The 17238-nt window shown below is 43.4% G+C and carries 19 protein-coding genes; 7 read left to right on the top strand and 12 right to left on the bottom strand.

Translation table 11 applies throughout. The annotated features are described in order from the left end of the window. Together AC1DSE_RS15625 and AC1DSE_RS15620 are read right to left on the bottom strand one after the other, a co-directional pair. Positions 1-424: DUF1361 domain-containing protein (locus AC1DSE_RS15625; RefSeq protein ID WP_477527865.1), on the bottom strand; the 424-nt coding region annotated here is incomplete at its 3' end. Between the two features lie 89 nt (positions 425-513). After that, positions 514-1020, bottom strand: a complete 507-nt coding sequence (locus AC1DSE_RS15620) for a HEAT repeat domain-containing protein (RefSeq protein WP_477510850.1) — start codon at positions 1018-1020, stop codon at positions 514-516. Between the two features lie 308 nt (positions 1021-1328). Here AC1DSE_RS15620 and deoC point away from each other — a divergent pair, with 308 nt between their 5' ends. The 6 genes from deoC (at position 1329) to AC1DSE_RS15590 (ending at position 6974) form a co-directional block, all read left to right on the top strand. After that, positions 1329-1997 (top strand): deoxyribose-phosphate aldolase, encoded by a 669-nt coding sequence (gene deoC / locus AC1DSE_RS15615; RefSeq protein WP_339206677.1) that lies wholly within the window; start codon positions 1329-1331, stop codon positions 1995-1997. Positions 1998-2022: 25 nt separating this feature from the next. After that, entirely contained in the window at positions 2023-2445 is a 423-nt protein-coding gene (locus AC1DSE_RS15610; RefSeq protein ID WP_256710930.1) for a cytidine deaminase, read from the top strand. Positions 2446-2521: 76 nt separating this feature from the next. Beyond that, positions 2522-3703 carry a NupC/NupG family nucleoside CNT transporter gene (locus AC1DSE_RS15605; protein ID WP_475446104.1) on the top strand — a complete coding sequence of 394 codons (1182 nt, stop codon included), beginning with the start codon at positions 2522-2524 and terminating at the stop codon, positions 3701-3703. A 17-nt stretch (positions 3704-3720) separates the two neighbouring features. After that, positions 3721-4902, top strand: coding sequence for a phosphopentomutase (gene deoB, locus AC1DSE_RS15600; protein WP_441878731.1), 1182 nt, complete (start codon positions 3721-3723; stop codon positions 4900-4902). A gap of 21 nt (positions 4903-4923) precedes the next feature. Further along, a complete protein-coding gene (gene deoD, locus AC1DSE_RS15595) occupies positions 4924-5631 on the top strand; it encodes a purine-nucleoside phosphorylase (RefSeq protein ID WP_339206673.1) in 708 nt (235 codons plus the stop codon). Between the two features lie 41 nt (positions 5632-5672). Further along, entirely contained in the window at positions 5673-6974 is a 1302-nt protein-coding gene (locus AC1DSE_RS15590) for a pyrimidine-nucleoside phosphorylase (RefSeq protein WP_477527864.1), read from the top strand. Positions 6975-7062: 88 nt separating this feature from the next. Here the strand turns inward: AC1DSE_RS15590 and AC1DSE_RS15585 are convergent, their stop codons facing one another. From AC1DSE_RS15585 to AC1DSE_RS15560, 6 genes are all read right to left on the bottom strand, one after another. Beyond that, complete coding sequence (locus tag AC1DSE_RS15585) at positions 7063-8121, bottom strand: serine hydrolase domain-containing protein (protein ID WP_477527863.1); 1059 nt, start codon at positions 8119-8121, stop codon at positions 7063-7065. 125 nt (positions 8122-8246) lie between these two features. Beyond that, entirely contained in the window at positions 8247-8684 is a 438-nt protein-coding gene (locus AC1DSE_RS15580; protein WP_477510853.1) for a rhodanese-like domain-containing protein, read from the bottom strand. Positions 8685-8794: 110 nt separating this feature from the next. Continuing rightward, positions 8795-9679, bottom strand: a complete 885-nt coding sequence (locus tag AC1DSE_RS15575) for a LysR family transcriptional regulator (RefSeq protein WP_477510854.1) — start codon at positions 9677-9679, stop codon at positions 8795-8797. Between the two features lie 82 nt (positions 9680-9761). Beyond that, positions 9762-10349: a hypothetical protein gene (locus AC1DSE_RS15570; RefSeq protein ID WP_441878741.1), complete on the bottom strand. Its 588-nt coding sequence runs from the start codon at positions 10347-10349 to the stop codon at positions 9762-9764. Positions 10350-10452: 103 nt separating this feature from the next. Beyond that, a complete protein-coding gene (locus AC1DSE_RS15565) occupies positions 10453-10884 on the bottom strand; it encodes a GNAT family N-acetyltransferase (protein WP_076268737.1) in 432 nt (143 codons plus the stop codon). An 81-nt stretch (positions 10885-10965) separates the two neighbouring features. Then, positions 10966-11853: an AraC family transcriptional regulator gene (locus tag AC1DSE_RS15560; RefSeq protein ID WP_477510226.1), complete on the bottom strand. Its 888-nt coding sequence runs from the start codon at positions 11851-11853 to the stop codon at positions 10966-10968. Between the two features lie 150 nt (positions 11854-12003). Here AC1DSE_RS15560 and AC1DSE_RS15555 point away from each other — a divergent pair, with 150 nt between their 5' ends. Continuing rightward, complete coding sequence (locus tag AC1DSE_RS15555; RefSeq protein WP_477510225.1) at positions 12004-13611, top strand: glycoside hydrolase family 43 protein; 1608 nt, start codon at positions 12004-12006, stop codon at positions 13609-13611. A gap of 155 nt (positions 13612-13766) precedes the next feature. On the opposite strand, the gene AC1DSE_RS15550 is transcribed toward AC1DSE_RS15555, so the two are convergent. The 4 genes from AC1DSE_RS15550 to AC1DSE_RS15535 form a co-directional block, all read right to left on the bottom strand. Further along, a complete protein-coding gene (locus tag AC1DSE_RS15550; protein ID WP_076268734.1) occupies positions 13767-14651 on the bottom strand; it encodes a carbohydrate ABC transporter permease in 885 nt (294 codons plus the stop codon). 13 nt (positions 14652-14664) lie between these two features. Then, entirely contained in the window at positions 14665-15546 is an 882-nt protein-coding gene (locus tag AC1DSE_RS15545; protein ID WP_076268733.1) for a carbohydrate ABC transporter permease, read from the bottom strand. A gap of 94 nt (positions 15547-15640) precedes the next feature. Continuing rightward, a complete protein-coding gene (locus AC1DSE_RS15540; RefSeq protein WP_477527862.1) occupies positions 15641-16972 on the bottom strand; it encodes an extracellular solute-binding protein in 1332 nt (443 codons plus the stop codon). A 106-nt stretch (positions 16973-17078) separates the two neighbouring features. Then, complete coding sequence (locus AC1DSE_RS15535) at positions 17079-17231, bottom strand: AraC family transcriptional regulator (RefSeq protein WP_477527866.1); 153 nt, start codon at positions 17229-17231, stop codon at positions 17079-17081. Positions 17232-17238 lie beyond the last annotated feature (7 nt).

The raw sequence follows: 17238 nt of genomic DNA, 5'->3' as shown, positions 1-17238 counted from the left end.
GCATAAATCCAAATAAAATCAGTTTATTCCACTTCGTATTTATAAGAAGCAGTTGAATCTCTTTGATCATTAAAATGTAAAAAAATAGAGCTATGAAAACCCCGCTGATTAACACAAAGAAGTTCCACCACTCATTAACGTGAAGTCCCTCCATATAATCAAACGAAAAGAAATTGAGATGAATCAGATCGGTTACAACGTAGAACACATTTGGCGAGAGCAGGATGAAAACGATAAAGAAAACAAAACTAACCAGCATATTTCTTTTCTTATGCGACTTAAATAAAGGCAGCAAAAAAGACAGCTCAAGTGCTGCAAAAGCAAGAAATAAATTAAAAATCATAAATGAATAATAGTTATCCAACGTAAACAGAAGCGCTATATACGTAAAAAAAGATATTCTCGCCTTAAAACGATTATTCATCCAAACACTCCTATTGTTATCCATTTTATGCATTTTCGGGTGAAAGGTATCAAAAGCCTTGCGAGATTGCCTCGCAAGGCTTTTTCGTTCTACTTTTGAAGCCGATTGGCTAATATTTTCCCTAATGCCTCTTCCGCTGCAAAAACTTCAATCGGGCTATCAGGATTTTCTCGGGTATGCTTTAACCGTTCAATTGATTCATCATTAATGTGAGCGGGATCAATGAAAGACAATGCCCATGCTGCCCAAAAACAAGCTTTATCATTTGTGGAAGCGAGTATTTGCAGTAAATAAGGGACGCTATGGCTGCCTATTCTCGTTAAAGTTAATGCAGAGGCCATTCTGAGCTGTTCATTGTCCTCCTTCAACAAGGCAGCAACCTGAGCAGTAGATTCTGATGCTGCTTCGCCAAACTCACCTAGTACAACAACGATCATAGTACGTACAGATACATCCCTTACATGCAGTTGTTCGATTAAAGCTGGAATTACACTTGTCCCTTGTTTTTTCAAATTATGTATCGCATGAAACGCTTCTTGTGTATTTGTGCTGCCTAGTTTCATGATATTAGCATCAAATGGTTTTAAGTCAGACATTGTTTTATCTCCTTTTTATAAGATGAAAAAAACAAATCCTTTAATGTATACAAATCTTAAAAAGATGACACACTACATTTTTCCATTCCAAATGTAAAACGTTTTTTTCTGAAAGAATGTTGCGGAACATACACCTCTAAGCTCAGGTATCAGCTCATTGTAAGTACAACTCATGAATTTTTCCTTATAATCTACATTATCCAACATTAGGATTGAACATTTGTTCATTTATGATTTTACATATGTTCAAAGTCGTGTTATTATAAGCGTGAAATTAAGCATTCGTATAAGGGGAAGGTGAACTGGCTATGTTAAATTTGTCTGGAATGATTGATCATACGCTTTTGCGTGCAGATGCCACAAAGTCTGAGATTACAAAATTAACGGCAGAAGCGAGAAAATATAGTTTTGCTTCCGTTTGCGTCAATCCAACTTGGGTAGCTTACGCTGCTGAGCAATTGGCAGGCAGCACCGTTAAGGTTTGTACAGTAATCGGATTTCCATTAGGGGCTTCTACTACGGAGACAAAGGCCTTTGAAGCTAAGAACGCTATTGCAAATGGAGCGACTGAGGTTGATATGGTCATTAACATTGGTGCACTCAAAGATGGCGACGACGACTTTGTACAAAAAGATATTCAAGCTGTTGTTGAAGCCGCTGCTGGTAAAGCCATTGTGAAAGTAATTATCGAAGCATCACTGCTTACAGACGATGAAAAAGTACGCGCTAGTCAGTTGTCTGATCGTGCGGGTGCGGATTTCGTGAAAACATCGACAGGTTTTTCAACTGGCGGAGCAACTGCTGAAGACGTAGCGCTTATGCGCAAAACGGTTGGGGACAAGCTCGGCGTTAAAGCTTCCGGCGGCATTCGCAGTCTTGAAGATATGGAAAAAATGATTGCAGCAGGCGCATCAAGAATCGGTGCCAGCTCAGGCGTGAAGATTATGGAAGGCGAGCAATCGACCTCTTCTTACTAAATAGATATGATGGTGCTGCTCCAATTTGGAGCAGCCTTTACAGGAGGATTGTAGGATGAAGGAACAGTTAATTAAAGAAGCGATTGAAGCCCGTCAGCATGCTCATATCCCCTACTCGCATTTTGCAGTTGGTGCCGCTCTACTAACAGGCAGCAAACGCATTTACCGAGGCTGTAATATTGAGAATGCATCGTTTGGATTAACGAATTGCGCTGAGCGAACGGCTATTTTCAAAGCGGTATCCGAAGGTGAACGCATCATTGAAGCTATTGCAGTAGTGGCAGATACCGAAGGTCCTGTATCTCCATGCGGCGCTTGTCGACAGGTATTGGCTGAATTTTGTGATGAGAATACAAAAATCTATTTAACAAATCTCCATGGGCATACAGAAGAATGGACCATGGCACAGTTGCTGCCAGGTGCTTTTCAAGCCTCCGATATGAAATAGTAATCTGTGAATCTATTGTAAGCGCTTCATAGTAATTCTAAACTCGCACAATATTAACTAACTAGGAGAATGAACCATGAAATTTTTAATCGCTATATTAGGTTTGCTTGTTGTTCTTGGGCTTTCTTACATCGCGAGCAATAACAAAAAGAACATTCGCTATAAACCGCTAATTATCATGGTCGTCCTGCAGGTGATCTTAGCCTTCGTTCTATTAAACACCTTAGCTGGTGCTGTTTTAATTAAAGGATTCTCCAGTATGTTTGAGAAATTGCTTGGCTATGCCCATACGGGGATTGAATTCGTATTTGGCGGCTTATTGAATGAAGGACAGTTTTCTTTCTTCTTGAGTGTACTGCTGCCAATCGTGTTTATTTCCGCGCTCATTGGTATATTGCAATACATCAAGGTTTTGCCGTTTATCGTCAAATATATCGGTCTTGTCTTGAGCAAAATAAATGGCATGGGAAAATTGGAGTCCTATAATGCGGTAGCTTCTGCGATTTTGGGACAATCAGAGGTTTTCATTTCCGTTAAAAAGCAAATCGGGTTGCTGCCTAAACATCGGTTGTATACATTGTGTGCTTCGGCGATGTCTACGGTGTCGATGTCGATTGTCGGCTCGTACATGCAAATACTCGATCCAAAATATGTAGTAACGGCGCTTGTGCTGAATCTGTTTGGCGGATTCATCATCGCTTCCATTCTTAACCCTTATAAGGTTGAGCCGGAAGATGATATTTTGCAGGTGCAAGAAGAAGAAAAACAATCCTTCTTTGAAGTGTTGGGCGAATATATATTAGATGGCTTCAAGGTTGCTATCATCGTCGCAGCTATGCTTATCGGTTTTATCGCCATGATCGCGCTCGTAAATGGACTTTTCAGCGGTATCATTGGCATCTCGTTCCAAGAACTGTTAGGCTATATTTTTGCTCCCTTCGCTTTTATCATGGGTGTTCCATGGAAAGACGCAGTCGACGCAGGAAGCATTATGGCTACAAAAATGGTATCCAACGAGTTTGTCGCTATGCTTGAGCTAGAAAAATATCCTAATTTGTCCGCTCGCGCTGTCGGCATTGTCTCTGTATTTTTAGTTTCATTCGCCAACTTCTCATCGATCGGCATCATTGCCGGCGCTGTGAAAGGCCTGCATGAAAAACAAGGTAACGTCGTGGCTCGATTTGGGTTAAAATTGTTGTACGGGGCTACTTTAGTTAGCGTCTTGTCTGCCATTATTGCCGGACTGTTTATTAAATAACAAGGAGCCTAAAACCAATGAACAAGTTTCAAAGAATTCACCTTGTTGTCATGGACTCTGTAGGTATCGGCGAGTCGCCGGATGCAGCAAGCTTCGGGGACGTTGATGTCGATACACTCGGTCATATCGCACGGGAATGCGGAGGTCTGGAGATGCCTAATATGGCTAAGCTCGGACTATCCAACATTAAGGAAATTGCTGGAGTGAAGGTCGCAGACCAGCCGCTTGCTTATTATACAAAAATGCAAGAAGCATCCAATGGCAAAGATACAATGACGGGCCACTGGGAGATCATGGGACTTCATATTGCAGTACCATTTCGTGTCTTCGCAGATGGATTCCCGCAGGAATTGATTGCTCGCATTGAAGCTCATACCGGTCGCAAGGTCATTGGGAACAAACCTGCAAGCGGCACTGAGATTATCGACGAGCTTGGTGAAGAGCATATGCAGACGGGCGCGCTGATTGTATACACTTCTGCTGATTCCGTGCTGCAAATTGCTGCTCATGAAGAGGTTGTTCCACTGTCAGAGCTTTATGAAATTTGTGAATTTTGCCGAGAAATCACACTGGAAGATCCCTACATGCTGGGGAGAATTATCGCACGTCCTTTTGTTGGCGAGCCAGGCCATTTCAAAAGAACATCCAATCGCCATGACTATGCGTTGAAGCCATTTAATAGAACAGTAATGAATGAGCTAAAAGATGGTGGATTTGATGTCATCGCTCTTGGTAAAATATCCGATATATACGATGGTGAAGGTGTTACGAAAACGGTGCGTACAGTGTCCAATGCAGACGGCATGGATCAATTTATCGCGACCCTTGACGAATCGTTTACGGGAATCAGCTTCTTGAACCTCGTTGATTTTGATGCGCTATTCGGGCATCGCCGCGATCCAAAGGGCTATGGACAAGCATTGGAAGAATATGATGCTCGTTTGCCAGAGGTTTTCGCCAAATTAACGGATCAGGATTTACTGATCATTACAGCCGATCACGGCAATGACCCGACTTATCATGGTACGGATCATACTCGTGAATATGTGCCTCTACTCGCATACTCGCCGCGTTTTCAACAAGCTGGTCAAGCTCTGCCGATAAGCGAAACCTTTGCAGATATTGGGGCAACCATTGCTGAAAACTTCGGAGTAAAGATGCCAGAGCATGGCAAAAGCTTTTTGGGACAATTAAAATAACGATTTTAGAGGAGAATGTTGATGAGCGTTCATATTGCAGCCGAACAAGGCCAAATTGCAGAAACCATTTTATTGCCGGGAGATCCGCTAAGAGCCAAATATATTGCGGATACTTATTTGGAGGATGTAATCTGCTATAACGAAGTTAGGGGCATGCTAGGTTTTACAGGTACTTATAAAGGAAATCGCATATCCGTGCAGGGAACTGGAATGGGCGTCCCTTCAATCAGTATTTATGTGAATGAATTGATTAAGGACTATGGCGTTAAAAATCTAGTTCGTGTAGGCACTTGCGGCGCTATGCAGGAAAGCGTGCATGTTCGTGAAGTTATTTTGGCGCAAGCCGCTTGTACAGATTCCAGCGTTAATCGCCATGTTTTTGGCGGATATGATTTCTCGCCAATCGGCAGCTTCTCCTTGTTAAAGGCAGCCTATGAGCGCGGTATTGAAAAAGGGCTAAAATTGCATGTCGGCAATATTTTCTGCTCGGATACTTTCTACCGCGATGATAAAACAATTGTTCAAAGACTGATGGATCACGGCGTTCTAGGTGTAGAAATGGAAACGACAGCACTTTATACTCTTGCAGCTAAATACGGCGTTAACGCACTCACGATTCTAACAGTAAGCGACCATCTTCTAACTGGCGAAGAAACGACTTCGGCAGAGCGTCAAAGCACCTTTAACGATATGATGGAAGTTGCTCTTGAAACCGTAATTTCACTATAATTTGATATTAAATAATCAATGAACAGCGAGGAGACAACAACATGAGAATGGTTGACCTAATTGAGAAAAAACGTGACGGCGGAGAGCTTACAACAGAGGAAATCAACTTTATTATTGAAGGCTATACGAAGGATGAAATTCCTGACTATCAGGTTAGCGCCTTGGCTATGGCTATCTTCTTCAAGGATATGACAGAGCGCGAACGCGCTGACTTAACGATGGCGATCGTGAATTCCGGCGATACGATTGATCTGTCGGCAATTGAAGGCGTGAAGGTAGATAAGCACTCCACTGGCGGTGTTGGCGATACAACTACGCTTGTACTTGCTCCACTTGTTGCTGCACTGGATATCCCGGTTGCCAAAATGTCAGGCCGCGGTCTTGGACATACTGGCGGTACAATCGACAAGCTCGAAGCCATTGCAGGATTCCATGTAGAAATCGGCAAGGATGAATTTGTGAACCTCGTGAACAAGGATAAAATTGCGGTTATCGGACAATCCGGCAATTTGACGCCAGCTGATAAGAAGCTATATGCTTTGCGCGATGTTACAGCAACGGTAGATTCTATTCCGCTCATTGCCAGCTCGATTATGAGCAAGAAGATTGCTGCAGGTTCAGATGCTATCGTGCTGGATGTGAAAACAGGCGCTGGTGCGTTTATGAAAACTGTTGAAGATGCCAAAGAGCTTGCACATGCTATGGTAAGCATCGGCAATAACGTTGGCCGTAAGACGATGGCCGTCATCTCAGATATGAGCCAGCCGCTTGGACTCGCAATCGGCAACGCGCTTGAAGTGAAAGAAGCAATCGATACACTTCAAGGAAAAGGACCTAAAGATTTGGAAGAGCTTTGCCTTGCACTAGGCARCCAAATGGTGTTTCTTGCGAATAAAGCTAGTTCTCTAGAAGAAGCCGAGGAAATGCTGAAGGAAGTTATTCGCAACGGCAAAGCACTCGAAAAATTCAAATCGTTTATCGCTAATCAAGGCGGCGATCCTTCGGTTGTAGATCATCCTGAGAAATTGCCGCAAGCGCCTTATCTGATTGAAGTGCCTGCCAAAGCAGACGGCGTGGTCACTGAAATTATTGCCGATGAGATCGGAACTGCAGCGATGCTGCTTGGAGCTGGACGTGCGACGAAGGAATCGGAAATTGATTTGGCTGTTGGCCTCATGCTGAATAAAAAAATCGGCGATGCGGTTAAAACAGGTGAATCCCTCGTTACGATTCATTCCAACCGTGAGAATGTTGATGATGTGCTTAATATCATTTACGAAAACATCCGCATCGGCAGCAGCGTAACACCACCCGTTCTCATCTACGGAATTGTGACAGAATAATATAATTACAAAGAGGACCGTTGGAGCTTGCCGTTTAGGCAGCTACAACAGTCCTCTTCTTTAATTACAGCAGACCATATGCACCGATTTAATTACCTTCAGCCAGCAACAGCTGCTCTGCTTTGAAATGTAGCTCCCATACGTTGCAGGTTTGATTTGCCAGTATAATACTGGTAGAATCCATCTCCGGGTAATAGGCAAACATAGCAGCTACACCTACATTTGAACCCTCTTTATACATTCGAATTAGTTTGCCATCATTATTGTAGAGAAAATGAAAGCCATATCCGTTTACGATTTTGCCCCATTCATACTTTTGTTCGATGGCAGAATGAGGCTTCATGATCTCGGTCGTCATCTCCTCGGATAACAACCTTCCATTAATGAGTGCACGCATGAACAAGTCAAGGTCGCCGACAGTAGTAAATGCACCTCCATCAGAAGTACCCATTGGCGGATAGGAATATATGTTTTTACGCCACGCGACTATATTTTGTTTGTCGTAAATGGCGGCGTAGCCTTCAGCAATAGGAGCATCTCCCTCATCTTTTGAGCTAAATGCTGTATTCTGCATCCCGCAAGCACGAAATATATGTTCATCTACATAGCTTCGATAGTTTCCATTGGTTGCTTTCTCAATCGCGAGGCCTAGCAGCACAAATGCACAGTTATTATAGCTGACGTTAGTTCCCGCCTTGAATTTGGGTTTCTTATACGCAAACTGAGGAATAAAATCAGCACAATCTCTTATCGAGTAATTGGGCTTGTTTATGAACAAATCCTCGTAGCTCTCTCCCATTTCTTCATCTGCATCATCARCAATACCTGACGTATGCGTAAGTAAATGAGTGATCGTAACGTCGCTTGGTATTTTGGTGCCAGTGAGGTCGATGATTGCTGTAATTCGGTCTTCCAGCTTTATTTTGCCTTGCTCAACAAGCTGAAGTATCGCAACTGCAGTAAACAATTTGGTAATCGAAGCTGTATCGAACATCGTATTCATCTGGTTTGCCACTTTAAATCCTCTATGTGCAAAGCCGTATGCTCGAGCGAATATGACCTTGCCGCCTTTGTTCACTAATACTGCACCTGAAAAATGATGCTGCTCATGATACTGATCAAATAAGGAAGTTAGTTCTTTTTCCATCTCTAAAACCCTCTCATTATTAACATAGCTTCATTTTACCATTTGCATATTTCCATATCCGATAAAGTTTAACTATAATGATTTGTTATCAGGTTTTAGTACTCCTGAGAGCCGCGGCTTGTTCATTACCCGATTAAAGGGGCAGACCCACCTAACAAGCCATTTACCTCATTGCCTTCCTTACGCCAATATTCCATGCCGCCAAGCATCTCCTTTACCTTAAAGCCAAGCCCAGATAAACGAGCGGCACCTTTGGCAGCTCCATTGCATGCCGGCCCCCAGCAGTATACAACAATGACTTGTTCCTTTGAGAAGGATGAAGTCCTCTCCTCATTAATCATATTGGACGGCAGGTTAATCGCACCAGGAACATGGCACTCTTCATAAGCTTTTGCGCTGCGAACATCGATGAGCAGAAAGTCATTAACGCCCCGCTTCATATCATGACATACGTCAGAAACATCTGTTTCTACAGCCAGTTTGTTCATATAATGACGATGGGTATCCTCCGGTGAAGCTGCTGGTGTTTCAAGAACAAGCGATACATAAGATTCGTTTTCCATTTCCGCTGCCTCCATTTGGGCTGTTATATTTAAGCCGTTCGATTTCTTAAATACAATTTAGCACAGCCTTAAACAATGGAGTTATCGATAGAAATCTATAGTACACTTCATTAATTTTGATGATTAACCCCGCCAACAAGCTCTAAGAACCCCGTAAACGCTTTGGATTTCCATTTCTTCTTGGCATAGATGAGCTGTGTATAGAACTTACAATCGGGGTGCGCAAAAGGAACAGCAATCAACTCGCCTTTCTGAACCGCATCAGCAACGACAATACGCGGCAATAAAGCAATTCCAAGACCGTACATCACACACTGCTTAATCGCTTCTAAATTGCCAAACTCATACGATAATGTATAATTCACATGGTTATGTTTGAGTACCTTGAGCAGCATAGCCCGGTAGGTGCAGCCATTCTCTGTTAAAATCATCGATTCGTTCTCCAAATCTTCAACCTGCACCTTATCAAAGCTTACGAAGCGATGATCGGGACTTGCAATGATGACAAGCTCCTCTTCCCTCAAAATACAGCTGTGAAGCTCAGGATCAGCAAACGGCGGATCTAAGATGATCCCGACATCTAAAGCTCCCTCTTTTACACTCTCGATAATTACCGGTTCATTCCCCGGCTGAATGACAATGTTAACCTGCGGGTAGCTTAAACGATACGCCTGAAGATGCGGGGGGAGGAAAAAAGCAGCCAATGTCTCAATCGTACCAATGGTCAGCGTGCCCTTCGACTGTGTGGAGAGAACTTCTTTTGACTCCTCATGCAGCCTAACGATATCGTCGGCATATTGCAATAGCGTTTCCCCGGCCATCGTTAGCCTCATTTTCCTCCCAAATCGCTCCACTAGAACTGCCCCATACGATTCTTCAAGCTTCTGAATTTGAGTCGTAATACTCGACTGCGCATAACCCAGAGTTTCAGCAGCTCGTGTGAAGCTCCCCCACTTTGCTACTTCGCGAAATGTTTTTAAGTACGTTAATTCCAAGGCGCTATTCCCCTTTCTATAGGGAGAATCGTTCCCCTATTATAACTAGGATTTAGCTGTTGTTCATTCGTATTTCACAACATTAAATACGTCCTAACATGATGCGCAAGCCGACTACGATCATGGACGGCACTAATAACTTATCGCTTTTTCCCCAAATAGGAGATGTGCTATGTGGCGACTGTATCTCGTAATTCTTTGAATCTGCAAATTCCTTCAACCGATCTTGCGAGGAGTCTGTTTCACCATTAGGATATCCAACTTCGACCTGCCCATTTTCTACTTTAGATGCCGTTATCCAGCTTGGGGATAGCAATTTAAGATTAGGAGGGATGTCAGATAAGAAAAAGACGTATTCTTCACCGGATTTGAACTTCATAGAAAAATCAGGACATGCATTTCCAGCTGGATATTTGCTTCTATTGTCTATCGTTTCTGGCAAATAAATCGTCTGCGGCGCTTTGCCCGGTCCAGCATATGAAGTAACAGCCAGTGTAACTTTTCTTCCGTCCTCACTTATATCAGCCACCTTGCCATAAACCATAGCTTTCGACTCATAAGCCTCTTCAAAGTTCCATGGGATAGGTGAGCAAGCATGGACAAAATTAGCGTTCACTACGATAAACAAACAGATGAAGCTAAGTGTTAGTAATAGTACTTTATTTCTCATGTTCATCACTCCCATTCATTCTTATATCCTATAACGATGGGATGGAAATAATTGTTGCTGCTCTGCTGCCGACTTCAAAGCAATAACCGCAGTCGCATCTAATTTAAGTCAACGGACTAATATCTTTTCGAAAATAATAATGTTTGCTGCCTAAGGGCGCGTCTTCAAAAACCGCCACTTCTCTATAACCGTTTTTCTTATAAAATTCCGGCGCCTGAAAACTAAACGTGTTTAGCTTAATGAAGGTGCATTTCTTCTCTTTAGCTATTTTCTCTATTTGGGATAGCAGCTGGCTGCCGAGACCTGTGCCTCTAAGAGCTTGATCTACCCACAAAATATCGACCTCTATCCAATTCCAGCAAAAGACGCTTAATAGTCCGCCAAGGATTTTGCCTTCATCATCCTTTATCGTCAGGTTTATTTCCTCATAATTGTTTTTCAACTCGTCGGGGACATGCCCATGATTATACTCGATCAGTTTTCTTTTCACGTATTCGCTTTCTTCTTTGCTTCCATAAGTAATTTCAGCTGACACTAGTTTCCACCGCCAAATAAGATAATATAATGATCACTTTCCAATTATAGTATATTKCACATTCAAGATGAAGCGTTTTGCTTATTCATGGAAACGGCTGCGGAAGCTGCTTGGCGACTCTCCCGTCCAACGTTTGAACTGCCTGCTGAAGTGCGCAATATTATGGTAGCCAAGCCTCGCCGATATCGACTCTACCGTTGCTTCGGGATTCATCAACAGCAGCTTCGCTTTTTTCAGCATCAAAGTGGACAAATATTGACGGGGAGACACGCCATACACCTGGGTAAACATGCGATTGACCGACGACATGCTGTAACCCACCGAATCCGCAATTAATTTTATCGTCTCCATCTCGTCCTCCTGCTCTCTTCTGCTTGCCGCACCCTCAACCGTACGCTCCAGCATAGTCGCAATCTGTGCTGCTGCAGCCGATTTTCGTGCACCAGCCTCATCACCGCGGTTAAGCTCAGACAGCGTACCGCTTAATCCGGCAAACAGTTCAAATAAAGCAGACAAAATATTCATGCGAGATTCTACTCGTACCACTGCTTCTTCAGAGGTTAATGCCATTAATTTATCCAAAGCTGGCTTGATTGCTACTGCCAGCTCACTGCCAGCTTCGTGAAAACAATGGCTATTGCGAATAAGAAGCTCACGGAAAGACCTCTCATCCACGTCAAAATGCAAGCAGTAATAGGTCATTTCATCATTACAAACGACAGAGCTTTCATGATTGTCCCCTGGATTGAGCAATATAAGATCACCTGGACCTTGCTTATAGGCATGTCCGTTAACCTTCATCTCCTGCGTTCCCGATAATACGAGATTCACTTCAAATAGAGGATGCTTATGCAGCGGGTATTTCCATTCCGGATCAACCGTACGCCAGTGTGCTGCAAAAACACGGAAGGTGGAATCCATATCAGGCAGCATAAATTCCTTTCTAGCTGACTCTATTTTTATTTGCATAAGCGCGCTTCTCCTTCCTTATTTGCATGCCCAAAAATATGATTGATTTGGGTAAATATCAACATGGTATGGATATGGGAACGGGTTAAAATCATTGCTATGATATAGATAGTATAGATTACAATTCATTTCCTAAAAAGGAGAAAAGATATGACTGCCATCCAAAATCCGCTTTTACCTGGCTTTAATCCAGACCCCTGTATTTGCCGTGTAGGAGAAGACTACTATATTGCGGTTTCAACCTTCGAATGGTTTCCCGGCGTTGGCATTTACCACTCTAAGGATTTAAAAAACTGGAGGCTTGCCGCAAGACCTTTAAGCAGGCTCAGCCAGCTAAACATGATGGGCAATCCTGATTCTGGCGGTATTTGGGCTCCTGCACTATCCTATAGCGACAATAAATTTTGGCTGATCTATACCGATGTGAAAGTGACCGAAGGGCAATGGAAAGACTGCCACAACTATTTGGTTACCTGCGACACGATTGATGGTGAATGGTCCGAGCCCATTCATGTGAATAGCTCCGGCTTCGATCCATCGTTGTTCCATGACGAGGACGGCAAAAAGTATTTTGTAAACATGATGTGGGATCAACGGGTCGGCCATCACAACTTCTATGGTATTTTGCTACAGGAATACAGCGCGAGCGAGCAAAAGCTAATCGGCAAACCTGAAATTATTTTCAAAGGAACCGATATTAAGCTGACCGAAGCTCCTCACCTTTATAAAATGAATGGCTACTATTACTTGCTTACGGCTGAGGGCGGCACCAAATATGAGCATCAGGCGACCATCGCTCGCTCCAAACAGCTTGCCGGACCATATGAGGTGCATCCGGAAAATCCGTTAATCTCATCGTTCCATGCACCGCGTATTCCATTGCAAAAGGCTGGCCATGCTTCTATCGTTCAAACGCATACCGGCGAATGGTTCTTAGTGCATCTTGTTGGACGACCTCTCTCTAGAGAAGGCCAGCCGCTGCTTGATCCGCGTGGTTACTGCCCGCTTGGCAGAGAAACAGCTATTCAGCGGCTCGAATGGCGCAATGATTGGCCTTATGTCGTTGGCGGCAACCAGCCTTCCCTTGTCATTGAAGGACCTAACATTCCCGAAGTGAAATGGGAACGCGATTATCCAGTTAAGGATGATTTCGATAGCAGCACGCTAAATCTGCATTTCCAAAGCCTGCGCATCCCTTTAGGAGATCAAATTGTTTCTTTGACCGATAACCCTGGACATCTTCGTCTATACGGCAAAGAATCATTGACTTCTAAATTTACGCAGTCATTTATCGCAAGGAGATGGCAGCATTTCAACTTTACAGCTGAAACAAAAATCGCATTTCAACCGACGTCCTTCCAACAATCAGCTGGGCTTGTGAACTACTACAATACGCAAAACTGGACATCCTGCCAAATTTCATGGAATGAGGAAAAGGGAAGAATTTTGCAGCTTGTTGCATGCGATAATTTTTCGTTCTCTGAGCCGCTTCAAGGAAACGAAATAGCAATTCCAGAAGACGTTGCCTATGTGCATGTCCGTGTTGACGTAGAGAATACACTGTACTACTACTCTTATTCGTTTGATGGCAAGAGCTGGACTCGTCTGCCTGTAAACTTCGAATGCTACAAGCTATCGGATGACTACATTCAAGGCGGCGGCTTCTTCACAGGCGCATTCGTCGGCATGCAGTGTCAGGATACATCGGGACGCAGCCTGCACGCAGACTTTGATTATTTTATATACGACAATCATTAATGAAGCAAGAAAGCTTTTGGGAGCTGAGCATCGTTCCTAAGAGCTTTCTTTTTTTATACTTTGCATAAACGAAAGAACCTCCATAATCACTGCTGTGATTGGAGGTTCTTGTACGGTTCAGATACTGCCAAGTGGACGACGTCCCATCATCAGCTTTAGCCTTTGACCGAGCCTGCTGCTATGCCTTCAACGATACGATCGCTTAAGAATAAGAATGCAATCAATATTGGCAATATACTAATCATTAATGTAGCGCCGATTGCGCCCCAGTCCGTCGTATATTGGCCGATGAAGTTTTGCACGCCGACCGTCAGCGTTTTATAGGCATCTGAGCTTATAAATGTATTAACGAAAATAAATTCATTCCAATTATAAATCATGTTAATAATGCCTGTCGTTGCGATAACAGAGCCTGTCATCGGCAGTACGATTCGGAAAAATATTTTGTTCACGGAGCAGCCGTCGATAACCGCCGCTTCCTCTACCTCACGCGGCAAAGCATAATAGAAGCCAAGCAGGATCATAATCGTGATCGGCATATTGAACGCTACATAAGACAAAATAAGCGACAACGGATGATCAATAAGATGTATTTTGTTGAAAATGCTGAACAACGGAATGAGCGTCGAATGCACCGGAATCATCATCGCAACCATGAATAGACCGAGTACAAAAGAGCTGCCTTTCCACTTCAACCTTGTTATCGCGTAGGTAACTAGGCTGCCTAACACAATCGTAAGCACCGTCGCAACAACTGTAATCCATACGCTGTTGAAAAAATAAACATCAATATTTCCAGCGCTCCATACCTTCTCGTAATTTTCCCACCTAGGATTCATAGGCAGTGACAGCGGAGGAAGATTGAATACTTCCTGATTGTTTTTAAGCGAGAAAAACAGCAGCCATACGAGCGGGAAAATTTGCAATATGGCAACGACCGATAACACGATATATAGTACGGAATAACCCAGTTTGCTTGCTATCCAAGCGCCGGAGCTTTTGTTTCCGTTCCTCAGCTGTCCTGCAGTTCCGGGCATCATGAAGCTTCCCTCCTTACGAATATTGAATCGTATCTTTTGTAGCAGTCAATTTTCGGATTATCCAAGTTACGATGAGACAAATGATAAGCAGGAAGAAACCAATTGCACTGCCATAACCAAAGTCATATGCCCGGAAAGCCTGGTGATACATGTACGATGCCATCACTTCACTGGAACCGTTTGGTCCACCATCTGTCATGACATAAATCAGATCAAAGTATTTAAGCGATCCAACAATTGCCAGCACGATCGTTACTTTAATGACCTCCATCGCCAGCGGAAGCTTGATCTTGTAAGCGATTTGAAAGGCATTCGCGCCGTCAATCTTCGCCGCTTCCTCAAGTGAAGCTGGGATGTTCTTAAGCGCAGCGTAATAAATTAAAATATAAAAGCCCGCATACTGCCATAGGATTGGAATGAATAGAGCAAACAATACCAGTGAAGACTCAGCCAGCCATGCGGGAGGATTTGCAAACCCAATGGATTCGAGAAAGCTGTTCAGAATCCCATTCGTTGGATGATAAATTTTCAGCCAAAGCTGTGCAATCGCTACGGACGACAGCAGCATCGGAATCAAATATATTTTGCGAAAAAAATTGACGCCTTTTAGTTTGGCGGACAACACCATAGCAATAACTAAATAGAGAATGAGACTAAGTGTTGAAAAAACAGCTAACATAAGCGAATGACCAGCGCTGTTCCAAAACATTTTATCCTTAATTAGAGCTTGATAATTATCCAAACCAATAAATTTCATCGCTCCAATACCATTCCACTGGTTTAATCCATAATAGCCAGTCAGAACGATTGGAATATATACAATAGCTAATATCAGAAGCAGGGAAGGCAGCACATACAGCGCAATTATTCTTTTGTTCGACATGACCTTATCCAAATTAGCCGACTCCTTTCTCATTCTCAAGCAGTAAGCGTTTACCCGGCATCCTCTGCCGGGCAAACGGCTTCCCTGCTCCCTATTCTAGAAGCTGTCAGTTTCCTTTGGAAATGGCCGCATCATGCTCTTCAGAGAATTTCTCTGGCGTCACTGCTTTGCCGAATAACGCTTGAATTTGGTTGAGGTGCATTTCTGCGGCATTTGCTTGCATTTGTACATCTGCAAACAAGGTGATGCTGCTAGCTTTGTTCATTTCATTGAATAGATCTACATATAGCTGAGGCAGCTCAAGCTTGGAAGTATCCACCTTCGTTGCTGGAATAACACCTGCTCCAGTAACGGATTGCTCGCCCCATTTTTCCACAAAATATTCTACGAAAGCTTTCGCTTCTGCTTTGACGTTTGAGCTTTCTGAAACGAACAATCCAACGCCTGGTCCGCCTACCCAGCTGTTGATATCRCCTTTGCCGCCTTCAACCGTTGGGAACTTGAAGAAACCAACGCTGTCGCGGAACTCTTTAGGAATATCTTCATTCGTTGTGAAGTTAGGAAGCTCCCACGTACCCATCATGTACATAGCCGCTTTGCTGTTCAGAAACTCTGATTTTGCTTCTTCGTTGGACAAGCCGTTAAAGCCTTTTACGAATGCGTTGCTGTCTACTAGCGATTGAACCTCACTAGCCGCTTTTACCAGGTTTTCATCCTTGAAAGATCCTGAGCCGCTAATCGCTTTGGACAATGCTTCTTGTCCTGCAAAACGATCTGCAAGGTACATGTACCACAATGATCCAGTCCAACGATCCTTGTTGCCAAGGGCGATTGGCGCGACACCGTTTTCAGAGAGCGTTTTCACAACTTGCTTAAATTGCTCGTAGGTTTGCGGCACTTCCAGCTTGTATTTCTCAAAAAGCGCTTTATTGTAATATACCGGGGAAATATTGAATTCAAGCGGCAAACCATACGTTTTACCGTCTACAGCATAAGCCTCTGTTGTGCCGCTGACGAATTTGCCATTAAGATTTCCGCTAAGCAGATCATCCAGCGGTGTGAACAGCTTGCCCTCTACATACGGCTGAAGGAAGCCCGCTGCCCAAGTCACACCTACATCCGGCAGTTGATTTGATGCTGAAAGCACTTTCAATTTATTTTTATATTGTTCGTTATCCAGCACTTCTTGTTTGATCGTAACGTTAGGGTTCTCTTTTTGATATTCAGAAATAATTTGATTCACAATTTTGTTTTGTCCAGCCGATACGCCCTCAGGCCATAAGTGCATAAAATTAACCGTTACTTTCTCGGAACCGCTTCCATTTGCACCATTCTTTGAACCCTCTTTACCGCCATTGTTCGAATTTTGACCGCAGCCTGCTGCAACAACTGCAAGACATAGAGTCAATAGGAGAATCGTCCATTTCTTTTTGAACACGTTTACAACCCCTTTTCTGCTGGTGATAGATTTGAATCTTACAAATCCATTTTATCAACACGATGTCAGCATCGTAAGGGTACATGAATTGGGGAAAATACTACTTTTATTGGATTGTCTCCTCGGAATGAGCGATCGTTCTTCGGTATTGACCCGGGCTAGTTCCTTCAAGCGAACGAAACACTTTCACAAAATATTTCGCCGTTTGATAACCGACTTGTTCTGCAATATCAGCAATCGCAAGTCTTGTTGTTGACAGTAATTCC

The organism is Paenibacillus sp. 01L418, assembly GCF_056400045.1.
The sequence above is the reverse complement of the archived record's forward strand: the minus strand, read 5'-3'. Positions and strand labels throughout refer to the sequence as shown.